At 61.8% G+C, this 13,733-nt stretch carries 11 protein-coding genes and 1 riboswitch; of the genes, 2 read left to right on the top strand and 9 right to left on the bottom strand.

What is annotated here, in order from left to right; genetic code table 11:
- Positions 1-68: 68 nt before the first annotated feature.
- Positions 69-283: riboswitch (cobalamin riboswitch) on the bottom strand.
- A 189-nt stretch (positions 284-472) separates the two neighbouring features.
- The gene (locus tag AB8A23_RS28285; protein ID WP_175366381.1) at positions 473-658 is read left to right on the top strand and encodes a hypothetical protein; all 186 of its coding nucleotides are present in this window, start codon (positions 473-475) and stop codon (positions 656-658) included.
- 6 nt (positions 659-664) lie between these two features.
- On the opposite strand, the gene AB8A23_RS28280 is transcribed toward AB8A23_RS28285, so the two are convergent.
- Complete coding sequence (locus tag AB8A23_RS28280; RefSeq protein ID WP_439060426.1) at positions 665-1,630, bottom strand: GlxA family transcriptional regulator; 966 nt, start codon at positions 1,628-1,630, stop codon at positions 665-667.
- A gap of 166 nt (positions 1,631-1,796) precedes the next feature.
- Here AB8A23_RS28280 and AB8A23_RS28275 point away from each other — a divergent pair, with 166 nt between their 5' ends.
- A complete protein-coding gene (locus AB8A23_RS28275) occupies positions 1,797-2,438 on the top strand; it encodes an HD domain-containing protein (protein WP_439057258.1) in 642 nt (213 codons plus the stop codon).
- On the opposite strand, the gene AB8A23_RS28270 is transcribed toward AB8A23_RS28275, so the two are convergent.
- From AB8A23_RS28270 to tolB, 8 genes are all read right to left on the bottom strand, one after another.
- Complete coding sequence (locus AB8A23_RS28270) at positions 2,410-3,606, bottom strand: glycosyltransferase family 87 protein (protein WP_439057257.1); 1,197 nt, start codon at positions 3,604-3,606, stop codon at positions 2,410-2,412. The two genes, AB8A23_RS28275 and AB8A23_RS28270, sit on opposite strands and share 29 nt — an antisense overlap.
- Before the next feature lie 165 nt (positions 3,607-3,771).
- On the bottom strand, positions 3,772-5,688 hold the full coding sequence (gene ftsH, locus AB8A23_RS28265; protein WP_093759402.1) for an ATP-dependent zinc metalloprotease FtsH: 1,917 nt from the start codon (positions 5,686-5,688) through the stop codon (positions 3,772-3,774).
- Positions 5,689-5,921: 233 nt separating this feature from the next.
- Positions 5,922-6,953, bottom strand: coding sequence for a tRNA lysidine(34) synthetase TilS (gene tilS / locus AB8A23_RS28260; protein WP_439057256.1), 1,032 nt, complete (start codon positions 6,951-6,953; stop codon positions 5,922-5,924).
- A gap of 47 nt (positions 6,954-7,000) precedes the next feature.
- Positions 7,001-8,008, bottom strand: a complete 1,008-nt coding sequence (ybgF, locus tag AB8A23_RS28255) for a tol-pal system protein YbgF (RefSeq protein WP_439057255.1) — start codon at positions 8,006-8,008, stop codon at positions 7,001-7,003.
- Between the two features lie 164 nt (positions 8,009-8,172).
- The gene (pal, locus tag AB8A23_RS28250; protein ID WP_068733555.1) at positions 8,173-8,667 is read right to left on the bottom strand and encodes a peptidoglycan-associated lipoprotein Pal; all 495 of its coding nucleotides are present in this window, start codon (positions 8,665-8,667) and stop codon (positions 8,173-8,175) included.
- Positions 8,668-8,935: 268 nt separating this feature from the next.
- Positions 8,936-9,676, bottom strand: coding sequence for an N-acyl amino acid synthase FeeM domain-containing protein (locus AB8A23_RS28245; protein WP_439057254.1), 741 nt, complete (start codon positions 9,674-9,676; stop codon positions 8,936-8,938).
- A 161-nt stretch (positions 9,677-9,837) separates the two neighbouring features.
- Entirely contained in the window at positions 9,838-12,165 is a 2,328-nt protein-coding gene (locus AB8A23_RS28240; RefSeq protein ID WP_089261975.1) for a putative bifunctional diguanylate cyclase/phosphodiesterase, read from the bottom strand.
- A gap of 186 nt (positions 12,166-12,351) precedes the next feature.
- On the bottom strand, positions 12,352-13,677 hold the full coding sequence (tolB, locus tag AB8A23_RS28235) for a Tol-Pal system beta propeller repeat protein TolB (protein WP_093760005.1): 1,326 nt from the start codon (positions 13,675-13,677) through the stop codon (positions 12,352-12,354).
- Positions 13,678-13,733 lie beyond the last annotated feature (56 nt).

The raw sequence follows: 13,733 nt of genomic DNA, 5'->3' as shown, positions 1-13,733 counted from the left end.
CGCTGCAAAATACACGGCGGAGATCCGCCGGCATTGCCTGCAAGCGACCGCTGGGACACCCCGCCCATGGACGTTCTGGTGTCGCGGCAGGTCTCCTGGCTCGCAGGTCAATGTCTGTTTCAGCCTTCCCGATGCTTGCGCATCAGTGACTTCAATCGAAACAGACTCACTGCTTACAGTTGCGGGGGCAGCGCCGGAATATGACGCAAAACAGCGTCTTTACCGGCTTCCCTCTTAGCCACCAAGTCTTGCGACAGGGCGGACCGTGACGTCTACATTTGGTGTGACCCGCGGTGAAGTGTCAAGCGAGCATTGGCGCCGAACGCAACAAATTCGGTAGGGCTGTTGGTTCAGTGGACAACCGCTTGCGTGGCGGAAACCGCGGGGTCGTTGGCGGTTTCTGCACGATGCGATTCGTTGCCGCCGAGCACCGCGAAGCGCAGAACATCGTGATCAACCGATGGAGGGTGCGATGCGCGACCTGATGACGACCACTGAAAGGATCAACTTCAACGATTTCGTGGAGCACGCAGGCGCGCTCACGGCGTTCGAGACGACGGAGCAGATCGCCCGGCGCCGCCTCGACGAGATGCTGAACGAAGCGCTGATGGACAGCTTTCCTGCGAGCGATCCGATTTCTTCGCTGCAACTCGCCTGAGCAGAATCAAACCGCTCGAAAGCTGGCCCGATACTGGCTGGGCGTCAGACCCAGCCGTCGCACGAAAACCTGACGCATATGTTCGGCGGTGGTGAAACCGGATTCATAAGCCACCACCTTGAGCGGCAGATCGCTGCCTTCGAGACGGTTACGCGCCGTGTCGATCCGGGCGCCTTCGACAAAATCCGCCGGCGTCATCTTTGTTTCCTGCTTGAATACCCGCGCAAAGGTGCGCGCACTCATGCCCGCAACCTCGGCCAGTTCATCCACGCTGTGCGCGTCACGCAGATGGGCCATCACATGCGCGTGGACCCGCGCGATCGGAGAATGCGGCTCGGCCGGCGGTACCAGATAGGGACTGAATTGCGACTGGCCACCCTGGCGCTGCGCCACCACAACCAGACGCTTGGCTACGGCCAGCGCGACATCCGCGCCATGATCTTCCTGGACCAGGGCAAGACCCAGATCGATGCCTGCGGTGACGCCGGCCGACGTCACCAGCGCGCCGTCACGACTATAGATGCGATCGAACTCCACATGCGCTTTGGGGAAACGCAACGCCAATAGCGGCGCATTCTGCCAGTGCGTCGTCACAGTCTTGTCGTCAAGCAGGCCGGCATGACCAAGCGCAAATGCCCCGGTGCACACCGAACCGTAGCGCCCCGCCTCGAGCGCCGCATTGGCCAGCCACTCTGTAAGCTGCGGGTCAGCCTCTGCCGTCGGCAGGCCAGGCCCGCCGGCCACCAGAACCAGATCCCAGGGTTTGTTCGCATCACTGAACGCCAGATCGGCAGATATCCGCAGACCGTTCGATGCACGCAGCGGCGCGCAGTCTGCAGCGACAAGTGTGATGTCGTAGCCGTCGCCCGGCGCGACGAAGCCATTGGCCTCCATGAACACATCAAGCGGACCGGCTACGTCCAGCGACTGGACGCCGGGGAATATCGCAAGAGCAACAGTCTTCATGGTGATGCTTCATTCCATCGATGGCAGCGAACCCAGGCGTTACGGAACAGATAGTCGCCTTCCGGCAGGAAATCACGGACGAATGGCAGCTTTGCAGGGCGCGGCGCGATTGTGAGGACACTGCCCGCCGGCGACAACGGGCGCATCACAACAACCCTGCAAGGAGCATCCCATGAGCAAAACGATTGCCGGCATCAAAGTCCCCGACAGCGCCCTCGCCGGCCAGGTCGATCAATTGGTGCGCGATACCGAAAGCGATCTTCTGTATCATCACTCCAATCGCGTTTTCCTGTTCGGCGCGCTCGCCGGGCAGCGCAAGGGTCTCAAGGTCGATTCCGAGTTACTTTATGTCGGCGCGATGTTTCACGACATGGGCCTGCAGGCGCCCTATGCGAGCAAGGATGAACGTTTCGAAGTCGATGGCGCAAATGCTGCCGCAGAATTTCTGCGCAGCCACAGGATCGATGAGCGCGACATCGACGATGTCTGGGACGCCATCGCGCTTCACACGACACCGGGCATTCCCAAGCACAAGCGGCCCGTGGTGGCGCTCGTCACGGCTGGTGTTGAGATGGACGTCTTGGGTCTGGAGTACGACGCCTTCACCGAACATCAGCGCCATGAGGTCTGTGCCTGCCATCCGCGCGGCCATGACTTCAAGAACGGGATCATCGATGCGTTCGCTGCGGGAACGATCCACAAGCCGGACACGACCTTCGGCAACGTCAAGGCTGACGTGCTCGACCTCCGCGACCCCACCTACAAGCGCGGGAATTTCTGCAGCATCATCCTGAACTCGGCGTGGAGCGAATAGACTCCCGCACGCGCATGGCGATCAACGCTGCCACCAGCAGCGTTGCGCCAAAGCCTGTGGGAGCGCCGAGGAACGGATAGGCGATCAGCAGCGCAGCAGCGAGACCGAGCACCGGCAGTTCGTGACGGCGAAAGCCTTCCGCGAGACCTATACGGGCGATGAAGCCGATAGAAATCGCAAGCACCATCACGTCGTACAGGAAAAGGTAGGGCGTCGTGAGCAAGGCGCCGACTGCCAGCGCAGCGGCTTTCAGTTCATAGCGCACGCTGCTGCGCCACAACGGCACCAGCACCGCTACGACGGCACCAATCATGATCCACTGGAACATCCAGGCCAGCGGCTCGCTGCCGTCGAAATAGCGCACCAGTGCAAAGATGCTCTGCATCTTGCCCCATGGCGCTCGGCCTTCGGTGAGGAAGGCCTGCGAGAACATCGGCATCCAGTGAATAAATGCCTGCCAGCTCTCGGTGCCGAAAGCGAGCCACGACACCGCGGCCAGCAGCACGGTAGTGATGCCTGCGCTGACAAACGCCTTCCATTGCGACGCTGCGATCAGCATCAGCGGAAACAGGAAACCATATTGCGGCTTGTAGCTGAGCAGACCCAGACAGATTCCCGACAGGATCGGCCGCGTCGGCAGCAGCACCAGCATGCCGCCGATCAGCGCCGCGGTCAGAAATCCATTCTGCCCGACAAGGCCGTTGGTCATCACCACCGGAAAAGCCGCAGCCAATAAAAGGCCGAAGGGACGACCGACGATCGCACGCATCGCCGCCAGATACGGCACTAAGCTGACCGCAGCCCAGCCGGCAAAAGCTACAGCATAAGGCAGCTTTGCGAGCAGTGCCGCGATGAACAGGAACGGCGGCGGATAGTGCCAGGCGAAATTGCCGGGATAGCTCTGACCGAGAACCGCAATCTGGACCTTTTTCTGGATGTCCCAGTCATAAGCCCAAGCCGGATGACCATCGAGCACCAATCGCCCGGCAGACCACACATTGACGAAATCGGTGGGCGAGCCGAGGCCGTCTTCATAGATCCAGCCGCGACCGTAGAAGGTCGGGAAGAAGGCGAGATGCAGCATCGTCAGGATCGTGCAGACGATCAGCAGCGCCGGCGGAATAGGGCCACGCTCGGGTGTCGAAGTCATGGTGAGCGGCGCTGGCATAGGGTCCCCAATGCGCATCAAGGGCGCCGGGCGACAGTGCCGATGGAAGTTTGAGGAAGGTTTAAGTGGGACGTGGTCCCCGCATCGGGCCTCGCTCCATTCGAGCTACAGATAACAAAAAACGCGGCCTTTCGGCCGCGTTTTGCATGTTTACGTGTGACGACTTTACGCCTGCGGCTGCGGCTCCAGGCCACCGTCCGGACGCGGGCGCGGCTTGCCAGCGGGCGGCACAGCCGAAGTGCGCGGACCCGACGGCTCCAGCACCGACTCGCGGTTCGGCTTCTTGCCGTTCAGCAAATCCGTGATCTCGTCGCCCGAGAGGGTTTCGAATTCGAGCAAGCCCTTGGCCAGCGTTTCGAGGTCATCGCGCTTCTCGGTGAGGATCTTGGTGGCTTCGTCATAGCCTTCGGCGACCAGACGCTTCACTTCGGAGTCGATCTTCTGCGCCGTGGATTCCGAGACCGCCTGGGTGCGGTTCATCTGCATGCCGAGGAAGACTTCATCGTTGTTCTCGCCATACGACACCGTACCGAGTTCTTCCGACAGGCCCCAGCGCGTCACCATCATGCGAGCCAGCCGCGTGGCCTGCTCGATATCGGAGGACGCACCCGAGGTGACCTTGTTGCGGCCGAAGATCAATTCTTCAGCAACGCGGCCACCCATCATGATGGCGAGGCGCGAGGTCATCTGCTCCAGGGACATCGACATCTTGTCGCGTTCCGGCAGCTGCATGACCATGCCGAGCGCACGGCCGCGCGGAATGATAGTCGCCTTGTGGATCGGGTCGGTGGCGACGACGTTGAGGCCGACGATGGCGTGGCCGCCCTCGTGATAGGCCGTCAGCATCTTCTCTTCCTCGGACATCACCAGCGACTTGCGCTCGGCGCCCATCATCACCTTATCCTTGGCCTCTTCGAACTCGCTCTGCGTCACCATGCGCTTGTTACGGCGCGCGGCAGTCAGTGCGGCCTCGTTGACGAGGTTCATCAGGTCCGCGCCGGAGAAACCGGGCGTGCCGCGGGCAATGGTCTTGAGGTTGATATCCGGGGCCAGCGGCACCTTGCGGACATGGACCTTGAGGATCTGCTCGCGACCGACGACGTCCGGATTCGGTACCACGACCTGACGGTCGAAACGGCCCGGACGCAACAGCGCGGGATCCAGCACGTCAGGACGGTTGGTGGCGGCGATCAGGATCACGCCTTCATTGGCCTCGAAGCCGTCCATCTCGACCAGCAACTGGTTGAGGGTCTGTTCGCGCTCGTCATTGCCGCCGCCGAGACCGGCGCCACGATGACGACCGACGGCGTCGATTTCGTCGATGAAGATGATGCAGGGCGCATTCTTCTTGGCCTGCTCGAACATGTCACGCACACGGGATGCGCCGACGCCGACGAACATTTCGACGAAGTCCGAACCCGAAATGGTGAAGAACGGCACATTGGCTTCGCCCGCGACCGCACGCGCGATCAGCGTCTTACCGGTGCCGGGAGGGCCAACCAGCAGCACGCCGCGCGGGATACGTCCGCCGAGGCGCTGATACTTGCCGGGGTCGCGCAGGAATTCGACGATTTCCTGCAGATCCTGCTTGGCTTCGTCGACGCCGGCGACGTCTTCGAACGTCACGCGGCCATGCGCTTCCGTCAGCATCTTGGCGCGCGACTTTCCGAAGCCCATCGCCTTGCCGGCGCCGCCCTGCATCTGGCGCGACAGGAAGATCCACACGCCGATCAGCGCGATGAACGGCAGCCATGAGACGAGCAGCGACACGAACCACGGCACGTTGTCGCCCGGAGCCTTCGCGGTGATCGAGACCTTGGCGTCATACAGACGCTTGATCAGGGTCGGGTCGCTCGGGGCATAGGTCTGGAAGCTGGAGCCGTTGGTGAAGGTGCCGTGAATCTCGGGACCCTGGATTACGACATCGCGGACGTGATTTTGATCAACTTCGGTGAGGAGCTGCGAGAACGAAATGTCCTGCGAGGCGGTGCGCTGACCAGGATTCTGGAAAAGCGTGAACAGCGCCAGCAGCAACAAAACGATAATGACCCAGAGGGCAAAATTGCGCAGGTTCGCGTTCATCGATCTTCCTTCGTCGCCGCGCGAAATCGCGGCCTTATTCCCTTGTGGGTCGCCACAAGGGTTCACCCTGGGTCGGTCGGATACAATCTAGGTGCGACCGAGGGCGCTGCCAAGGGAACTGGGATGGACTATTTAACGCATCTACGCGCATTTCCGGTTCAAATAATGGCAGTGCTGACAGGGTTTTCCCACGGTGGTTAAGGTACTGTGGGGCCACAGGTAGCTCTTTGCACTCAATCGGCGCGGCGACGCCTGGGCGGCGCCGGAACGATTCTCAGGCGGTCCTGCGTCAGCGTGATCATGGCACCGGCGAGCGTCTGCTTCAGCAGAGTACCTTTCCCGCCCGATCGCGTGGCCTGAACGATGGCGAATACAAGCGTTTCGACCTTGCCGAGCTCGGCCGGCCCTTCGTGCCCGACCTGATCGATCATCCGCAGCAACAATCGAACGCGAATTTCCTCAGCCAGCCCCGCAAATGCTCCCGCATCGATGGCTTCAGGCATCTTGCCCGGGCTGTGCAGCGCCAGAAACCGCTCTGCCCCGTCGACCATCAGTTCCAGCGCCGCGTCGGCACGCCGCAGCCGCGTTGCCAGCCGGCCGAGGTTACGCGAATCGAAGCCCTCGGACGCCAGGGCCGGCATCAGAGCCCGCAGCCGCGGGCGGGTGTAGCTTGGATCGGAGTTACTGGGATCGGTCGCGAAGTCGATTTTCGCTTTGGTCAGTGTGGCAACAAGTTGCGCCTTCGCGATGTGCAAAAAGGGACGCGCGAGCTGGATACCGTCACGCTCGGTCAGCCGCGCCATGCCCGCGAGGCCGGCAATGCCGCTGCCGCGCGCCATCCGCATGAGGAGGGTCTCAGCCTGGTCGTCACGAGTGTGCGCCGTGAGCACATGGGAGGCGCCGGCACTACGCGCGGCCTTGGCGAGCAGCAGATAGCGCGCTTCGCGGGCCGCGGCAGGCAGTCCAGTTTTCGGCTTGGCGCCAGTCCAGCGGAGAGTGCGGTGAGGAATATCGAGAGATGCCGCGAGCCGCTTCACGTCGCGGGCCTCGCGGGCGGCTTCAGGCCGCAAACCATGGTCGATGGTCACCGCAATAAGGTCGGGGCCGCGCTTGAGCGGACGTCGCCAACGCGCGGCGAGCCACATCAGGGCGACGGAATCAGGACCGCCGGACACGGCAAGGACCAATGCTGGCGCGGACGCCCAGTCAGCGAATAGCTGTTTCGCCATCTGGGCCGAAATCGGCGACTGGTCGTCGTCGGACATGCGCATCAGAACCGGTTGCGACCCGGCTGATTGTCCGAGTCGATCACCTAGCACTTAACGCGTTTTTGCTCGCGGTCCACGCCCTGTTTCACGCCGGCCGAGGCGCGGGGATATTTCCGTGTCACTTCACCGAAGGCGGCACAGGCCGCTTCCTTTTCCTTCAGCGCGGCCAGCGACTGGCCAAGCCGCAGCAACGCATCGGGCGCCTTGGCGGAGGTGTCGTATTTCGTGGTCACGCCCAGGAATGTCTCGGCGGCATCGCGATATTTCTGGCGCTGGAAGAAGCTCTCGCCGAGCCAATACTGCGAATCCGCAATCATTGGATCGCCAGGATATTTCTGGGCGAAGTTGCGCATGGTCTCTTCAGCCAGCGCGTAATCACGACGCTGCATATAGCCGATGCCGAGATCGAACTCGTCCTTCGAGGTCGCGCCCGGCGGCAAGGTCGTCAGTGCTGGCGCAGCTCCGCCCTGGGCGGCATTGCCCAGCGGGAGCGGCTCGCCGGCCCCACGACCGCCCTGTGCACCGACCGGTGCGTTTGCCGGCATCGGCTGCTGCCCGCCACCCAGCGCGCGCGGCACGCCCGGCGCATTGGGGTTCGCATTGGGATCGAACGCATCGTTACGACGGCCAGCGCGAGGAGCTGGCGCGGGATCCTGAGCAATTGGTGCAGGTGCCGCGATCTGCGGCTGTTGCTGATTGTAACCGGGCTGCGGCGCCTGCTGCACCGGGGCGGCAGCGATATTGGGCCGGCCGCCGGCAGCACCGGGAGGCGCACCGGCCGGGGCGCCGCCGGCCTGCAGCTGCCGAAGCTGATCTTCGAGCTGGCGGTTACGGAACTGCAACTCCTCGTTCTGGCCGGTGAGCTGCCGCAGTTGGTTCTGCAACCGCTCGATCTGCAAGCCCTGATCGGCATCGTCGTCGCCCGACTGCTGGCCGTAGCCCTGCTGACGGGGAGCCGGTTGACCGAACAACTGCGCCCAAACCGGCGAAGCCGTGACGAGCAGCATGGAGACGAGTGCAGCGCCGGCGAGCGAATGAGATCTGGATGACATTTGAGCCTGAAAATGACCGGTTTCGCGCCCCATTGGCGCGCATCACGATGAGGATTTCACTACGCCAAAAATGTGACTTTCGACAGCGACAAAGGCGCCCGTTGAAAACAAAAACGGCGCCTGCCCCGGGGGCAGACGCCGTTTTGTTTGATATCAGACGTCGCTTACGCGCCGGCGTTCAGCACGGTGACCGCACGGCGGTTCTGCGACCAGCACGAGATGTCGTTACACACCGCGACCGGACGTTCCTTGCCGTAGGAGATGGTGCGCATCCGGCTGGCATCGATCCCGCGCGACGCCAGGAAGGTGCGAACCGACTGGGCACGGCGGGCGCCGAGCGCAATGTTGTATTCGCGGGTGCCGCGCTCGTCCGCATGACCTTCGATGGTGAAGGAATAGCGGTTGTACTGCTGCAGCCACTGCGCCTGCTTGTCCAGGGTCGCGATCGCCTGCGGCGACAGTTCGGTCTGATCGCTCTCGAAGAACACGCGATCGCCGACATTGACGACGAAGTCCTGCTGGCTGCCCGGCGTGGCGGCATTGGCCATCGCGCCATCGGCACCCAAACCATTCTTGTTGGCGCAGGCGCCCATCGACAGCGCCACGGCCAGCACTGCAGCCAGTTTTAATCCCTGGAGGATACGCATCTGATGCTTCATTCCCGGAGCCTCCACGCTCACGCTTTACCCAACTGTCATTCGGTCTACAGGGCGTTGGTTAAGCGAACGTTCCGTCAACCTTGATGAGGTGTTGCCAAAACCGATCAAAAGCCACAGGCCGCGAAAAAGCAACGACGTGGTTAATGGTTGGCAAATGTGGCGCGACGGTGAAGGTTCTGAGAAAGCAGCTGGTTTTAGGCAGAATCCTGCGGCGGAACTGCTGGGATAGTCAGCAATGGCCAGCGATGGGACCGTCGCCCCCTCACCCTCAGGTGCGGGGCAACATCGCGGCCTGGGCGATATGGAACTCGGATGAATGAAGATCCGGCGCCAGGGGCTCGCTCTTGCGCTCGAACAGAGCCCGCTGCTCGAAGAGACTGGAGCGGAAATGCGGGTAGCGCATGAAAATGCGTTCGCGCACCGCGGCGTAGTCGGCCGCCATCAGGCATAGCGGCTTGGTCAGCGTCGGATAGGGCCGCGGCTCGCACATCGGCGTCTGCAGGAAAACCTTGCGATAGAACGCGCGATGCTCGGCGCGCACGGTCGCCGTCCCGATATCGGCTTTGAAATAGCCGCAGGCGACATAGCCCAGCCGAACCGTCATATAGGGCAGTTCAGGAAACTTGGTGCGGTTGTTCGGGTCGGCCACGAAGCGGTTCGGGTCGACGATGATCTTCCCCTTGTCCAGCTCGGGACGCAGCAAGTCTCCGAATGCATCGACGGCAGGCGTTTCCGGATTGTCCGGCGTCGCTACGCTAACGCGCAGCGAACTGGCGAGCTCGCCATCAACGAATATCCCGAAAGTCCATGAATTCGGCAAATCATCGAAACGGTCGGCGAGACGGCGATCCGCCCGAGGCTCGATGGCCCCCTCATGGAGATAGGCTCTATAGCGCAGGCTATAGATCGCCTCTTTCTCAGCTTCGGTTTCGGCAAGACGGTAGTCAACCCGGTCGAGAATATCGCTGCGCTTCGAAGCTTCAGTCGCTTGATCGGCCGAAGCCATCATTCCGTCTCCTACGCACCAACGCCATGACTACGCGAGTAAGGAAAGGTTAAAGCTTTCTTAAAAGTTGTCAAAGGTTCTGCCACAATGTGGTTAACCCTTTTGGCCTATTCGGCGCGCGAAACGAATGGAAATGGAAATTCGAGAGTGTGGCCCGCGGCTGGTCAGGCCGGTGCGCGCGTGGCCTCGACATTGGCGCCGGGCTCGATCACGCGACGTCCGTGGGATGCGTCCAGGAGCTGCCTGATCCGGGTCGCAGGCACCGGGCGGCTGAACAGATAGCCCTGCGCCTCGCTGATCGTGCCGTCGGCACTGATCAGCTCGAGTTGCTCGTTGGTCTCGATGCCTTCGACGACAACCGTCATTCCCAGATCGGCACTGAGGCGCGCAACGCCGCGCAGCAGCGTCAACGGACGGTCCGTATCGATCCCTTCGAGGAATGAGCGATCGATCTTCACCTTCTGCAGCGGGAAATTGTGCAGATAGCTCAGGCTCGAATAGCCGGTACCGAAATCGTCGAGCGAAATCCGACAACCTGCTGCGTGAAGCTGCGCGAGGGCATCGTGGGTCCACTGCGTATTACGCAGCAGCGACGATTCGGTGATCTCGATCTCGAGACGACGCGCCGGCAGCCCGGACACATCGAGGGCGTAGCGTACCTCGCTCAACACATCGCGCTGATGAAACTGCTGCGACGAGAAGTTGACGGCGACGCTGACCGCGTCCGGCCACTTCATGCATTCGATACAGGCCTTGCGCAAAATCCAGCGGCCAAGATCGACGATCAGGCCCATGTCTTCTGCGACGGGAATGATATCGACCGGCGAAACAGTGCCGCGGACAGGATGATTCCAGCGCAGCAGCGCTTCGCAGGTCGAGATGCGTCCCGACTTCAGATTGACCAGCGGCTGGTAGTAAATCTCGAATTCTTCATTGGCGAGCGCCTGGCGCAGATCCAGTTCGAGCACGCGGCGCGCCTCGACCGTCTGGGCCATCTCGTCGCGGAAGAAGCAGAAGGTGCCACGGCCTGAGGCCTTCGCACGATACAACGCCATATCGGCGTTCTTCAAAAGGTTGTCAGCGCTGACATCGGGTTCCGTCAAGGCGATGCCGACGCTGGCGCCGATCTCGACCTGATGATTGTCGACCTCGTAGCGCTCACTGAGCCGTTCGACGATGCGACGCGCCAGATCGGCTGCATCATGATTTGTCTTGATGGCACGTTGGAACACGACAAATTCGTCACCGCCAAAACGAGCCACGAAGTCATCCGCGCGCAACATTTCGCGCAGCCGATCGGCGACCATGCACAACAGCTGATCGCCGCATGGATGACCAAGCGTATCGTTGACCTGCTTGAACTGATCGAGATCGACGAACAGCAGGGCCGACAGCGTGGATTGGTCCGAGCTCTTCAGCATGCGGCCGATTTCGTTCCGGAAACTGACCCGGTTCGGCAGCCCCGTCAATTCGTCGAAACGCGCCATGTGGCTGATACGCGCTTCGGAATTGCGGCGCTCGGTAATATCTTCAAGCAGAACGACCGTGCCGCCGCCGACCATCGGCTGAAACTTCCACGACAATGCACGTTCACTCTCGTGGGCATGATCAAGGGTCGTGATTTCGGCTGCCTTCGAGCTTTCAATCTCGGTGATGATGGTCATCGCGCTGGCCGATGACACTGTCCCTGCATTGACGCAGAGCGAGACGACTTCGCGAGCAGTCACGCCGCGCTGCACGAGATCCTCTGAAATCTCCATCATCGCGGTAAAGCGATTGTTGAGCACCGCCAACCGACCATCGGCGCCGAACATGCACAGGCCGTTGGGCATATTGTTCAGCGCCGTATCGAACTGGCCGGCGATGGAGCCGACCCGCTCGGTGGCCAGCAGCGCTTTGACGTAGACGTCATGCAGACGAAGCGTGATCCGGCGCAGGCCGACAAAGAACAGGACGTTCAGAAACGCAAAGCCGATATAGTAGAAGTCACCGTGGATAATCAGCGCCAGCGCCATCGGACCGCACGCCAGCAGCACCTGCAACTGCGCGATCTTCGGACGGCCATAGGTTCGGCCGGCGCCGGCCGCGATATAGGCGACGGTCACTGCCGTACCCAGCATATGCGCGACCGGATCATCGCTGCCGAGCAAAACGACCCAACACCACAGGCCCAACGCGGCTGCATAGAGCGAGCCGCCAACCATGTAATTGAATTCCCAGCGGATCGCCTCGTCAGGCGTCAGCGCGGTCTCGCGCTTTTCATAGCGGCTAAGCTGAAGGGCCCGCAAAGCGCCAATGACGATGATCAGGGCGGCGCATGGCCACAGCAAAGGGTTGCCGGTCTTCACCGCAGTCATGACTGCGCCGGTCCCGGCGCAGACCGCACCGGCCAGCATCGGAATCGGGTTTTCGAACAAGGAATCGACGAGCGCCGTGTAGATCGACGGCGACATCGATTTGCTGTTCGTCCGGTTGTGGTCGGCGAGCTGCATCGGGCGTAAATGCGTCCTGTTCAGGCGCACATTGGTACCGGGTCCTGATGAAGTCTTTCTGAGGGAACATCGTTAGCGAACTGTTTACGCATTCGCATAAACAGCAAATCTGCTCGTGATTTCAGCGCGGTGGGCAAAGTTTGCCGGGAATAGCCGGTAATCCGCCGGTCGCCGCCAATCGTTTGTTTACGATAGCAACGGCGACCAGGCCGGGTCGGACGCGAAGCCGGGCGTCGGGACCTTGAGTTCGTTACGACCCGAAACGTCGACCGTAAACAGGGACGGGCCCCCGCCCGTATCGCGGAAGAACATGATCACGCGGCCATTGGGCGCGAAGGTGGGACCCTCATTATGATAGCCGGACGTCAGCAGCCGTTCGCCGGAGCCATCGGGCTTCATGATGCCGATCGAGAACTGACCACCACCCTGCTTGGTAAAGGCGATATAGTCGCCGCGCGGCGACCAGACCGGGGTCGAATAGCTGCCTTCGCCGAACGAGATGCGCTGGGCACCGCCGCCGGTTGCCGCCATCGTATAGATCTGCGGTTTGCCGCCGCGATCGGATTCGAAACAGATCCGTGCCCCGTCCGGCGAATAGGACGGCGAGGTATCGATCGCCGGCGTATCGGTGAGCCGCGTCGTGGACTTCGACCGCAGGTCCATGACGAAGAGGTTGGAATTGCCGCCCTGCTGCAGGCTCATGATGACGCGCTGGCCATCCGGCGAGAAACGCGGCGAGAACGACATGCCCGGGAAGTTGCCGACAACCTCGCGCTGGCCTGTCTCGATATTGAAGAGATAGACCTTGGGATCACCCTGACCGAATTCCATATAGGTGATCTCTTGCGTGGACGGCGAGAACCGCGGCGTCAGCACCAGATCCGCCCCGCGCGTCAGGTAACGCACATTGGCGCCGTCCTGATCCATCAGGGCCAGTCGCTTGACGCGGCGCTCCTTGGAGCCCGTCTCGTCGACAAAGACCACGCGGCTATCGAAATAGCCCTTCTCGCCGGTCAGGCGCTCATAGATTTGGTCGGAAATGATGTGGGCGATACGACGCCAGTATTCCGGCGAGGTGAAATATTGCTGGCCAGCCAATTGCTGACCGGTGGCGACGTCCCACAGCCGGAATTCGGCCTTCAGGCGACCATCGCCCTGTCGGGTCATGCGGCCAGTGACCAGCGCCTGCGCATTGACGGTCTTCCAGTTCACGAAGTTCGGCGGCGCGTCGATATTGATGGCCTTCTCGACGAAGGCGGCCGGATCGATCGGCGCGAACAGGCCGCTGCGCTTCAGATTGTTGGTGATGACCTGGGAGACGCCGACGCTGACTTCGTTATCCGCACCGGTGCCGGCGGAGAAGTTCGGGATCGCGATCGGCAGCGGCGCGACATTGCCTTCCGTGATCTGCACGCGCGCCTGCCCGAAGGCGGTTCGCGCACTGGTGCCCATCAGCAGACCTGTCGCCGCCATTCCTGTGATGATCTGTCGGCGGCTCGGGCGAAACAACATCGGGGGCAATCCATTCTTGTCGGTCATTATTGCGGGCTTTGCTCGGTATTCGTGAT

This window comes from Tardiphaga sp. 619_E2_N8_4 (assembly GCF_051810905.1).
In the GTDB taxonomy this organism is placed as follows: Bacteria; Pseudomonadota; Alphaproteobacteria; order Rhizobiales; family Xanthobacteraceae; genus Tardiphaga; species Tardiphaga robiniae.
This window is presented reverse-complemented; position numbering and strand designations above follow the sequence as displayed.

Bases quoted from the DNA above. Each gene is read 5' to 3' on its own strand.
- AB8A23_RS28285 (WP_175366381.1), top strand. From the start codon at position 473: ATGCGCGACCTGATGACGACCACTGAAAGGATCAACTTCAACGATTTC.
- AB8A23_RS28275 (WP_439057258.1), top strand. From the start codon at position 1,797: ATGAGCAAAACGATTGCCGGCATCAAAGTCCCCGACAGCGCCCTCGCC.
- AB8A23_RS28270 (WP_439057257.1), bottom strand. From the start codon at position 3,606: ATGCCAGCGCCGCTCACCATGACTTCGACACCCGAGCGTGGCCCTATT.
- ftsH (WP_093759402.1), bottom strand. From the start codon at position 5,688: ATGAACGCGAACCTGCGCAATTTTGCCCTCTGGGTCATTATCGTTTTG.
- tilS (WP_439057256.1), bottom strand. From the start codon at position 6,953: ATGTCCGACGACGACCAGTCGCCGATTTCGGCCCAGATGGCGAAACAG.
- ybgF (WP_439057255.1), bottom strand. From the start codon at position 8,008: ATGTCATCCAGATCTCATTCGCTCGCCGGCGCTGCACTCGTCTCCATG.
- pal (WP_068733555.1), bottom strand. From the start codon at position 8,667: ATGAAGCATCAGATGCGTATCCTCCAGGGATTAAAACTGGCTGCAGTG.
- AB8A23_RS28245 (WP_439057254.1), bottom strand. From the start codon at position 9,676: ATGATGGCTTCGGCCGATCAAGCGACTGAAGCTTCGAAGCGCAGCGAT.
- AB8A23_RS28240 (WP_089261975.1), bottom strand. From the start codon at position 12,165: ATGCAGCTCGCCGACCACAACCGGACGAACAGCAAATCGATGTCGCCG.
- tolB (WP_093760005.1), bottom strand. From the start codon at position 13,677: ATGTTGTTTCGCCCGAGCCGCCGACAGATCATCACAGGAATGGCGGCG.